This window comes from Exiguobacterium sp. 8H (genome assembly GCF_902506255.1).
Classification (GTDB): domain Bacteria; phylum Bacillota; class Bacilli; order Exiguobacteriales; family Exiguobacteriaceae; genus Exiguobacterium; species Exiguobacterium profundum.
This window is the reverse complement of the sequence record NZ_LR733458.1, coordinates 1-1,466: the sequence shown is the minus strand read 5'-3', so window position 1 is coordinate 1,466 and position 1,466 is coordinate 1. Positions and strand designations below refer to the sequence as shown.

The 1,466-nt window shown below is 38.3% G+C and carries 1 protein-coding gene; it reads left to right on the top strand.

What is annotated here, in order from left to right:
• Nucleotides 1-304, top strand: a 304-nt coding sequence (locus GVY43_RS16070; RefSeq protein WP_236549004.1) for a hypothetical protein, incomplete at its 5' end; no start/stop codon positions are given.
• Between the last annotated feature and the right edge of the window lie 1,162 nt (nt 305-1,466).

Below are 1,466 nucleotides of genomic sequence, written 5' to 3'. Positions count from 1 at the left end.
ATATGAACATGAGAAATCATATCTAAGTTCAACTATACAGGGATGGTTTTCTAATTCTTTGGAGATTAGAACTGGTATTAGCTATTATAGCTCGGTTCTTAACTTTTTTTCTGATTATGATTTAATACTTAGTACTCGCCGAGTCAGTTCTCAATCTATTCCGCATATTCCGATTCGTCACATAAGCTCAATTCCATCTGAAAAGGAGAAGAAAGAAGTAATAAAGTTGGTGAATTATTATTTGAATAGAAAAATAGTAGTTTCTGAAACGGATGTATCTTTAATTGAAGAATTTTTGGAGTAGATAGTTTGTTAAATTGAATACCATATCTCCTTGACCCACAGTTAGTTTAAGTAGACATGATTGTTAGTTCGTTATCACCGACTCTCAGAATAGTCCGAACCCTTCAAAAAAGGATTTGGAGAAGATTGTTGAATTTCTCGTTACTTTCCAAGATGGGGTTTGAACTTTTTAATAACTTTACATGTTAGCTTCTCTAGGCTGAAGCATTAAGAGGTTCTCAAAAAAACGATAATCTAAATTTATATGACACGGAAAAGTTCTCGAATTTTTCGAATCTCCGACGGTTTCGGGTCTTGGCTTTGTGTTGAATCGCATAGATCTTACAATGTCACATGAAATATTGACGAAATAACTCACATCGCGTGAGCTATTTCGTCTTTTTTGCGTTTGATTCGATGAGACGCCTTCTTTGTCTGTCACGAAATTAAGAAATACTACAGAGGCAGTCCTTTTTGGATAATCGCTTGGACAGTTTTGCGAGTTGGAACTTTCTCACGAGGTGAAGCGAAGTAAGTGAAGTACCTTTTTGTCGGTGAACGAGCGTACGGTTGTCTGAGGACGAAGTTAATAAAGACAATGCTTGGGCGTCGAGAGGTGATTACATGGCAGTGCGGGGTAATGTCGAAATGGGGCGGTTGCTGAGTTACGTTGTGCGAGAAAAGAATAAATGGTGGGAAGACATAATGATGGTAGTTGTGTCGTCCTGGCTTAACTCATGGATCTGTGCTTTTGAGATTAAGTGTTTTTTCAAATTTGATATTCGCCTCAATTAGATCTGGTTGAATACAAATGATAAATTCGCGCTCTCGGCGATGACGAGACTGAGGAACCAACGATGGACGAAGGCCATTTAAATATCCTTAGTGGTTTAACACGTGAAACGGATGCTGAACGAGGGTCAGTGGGATAGTGATCTTGATAATGATTTTGAGCTGTGCCTGTTAAGAACAATATATTTATTTCAATATGCACTTGAAGCTGTGAAGTGACATTTTTAAGATGTTCAGACGAATCCCAGCGCCAAGTCTTGTGCGTTCTCCGAGGTATAGTTTATGTAGACTTTATGGTTGTGATTGCGGTTGGGCGGGACTTTGGCATCGATCGGTAAATTGTTTGTCACTCTTTGATGAATAAAATTGCAAGAGTGGTACGTTTTAATGGC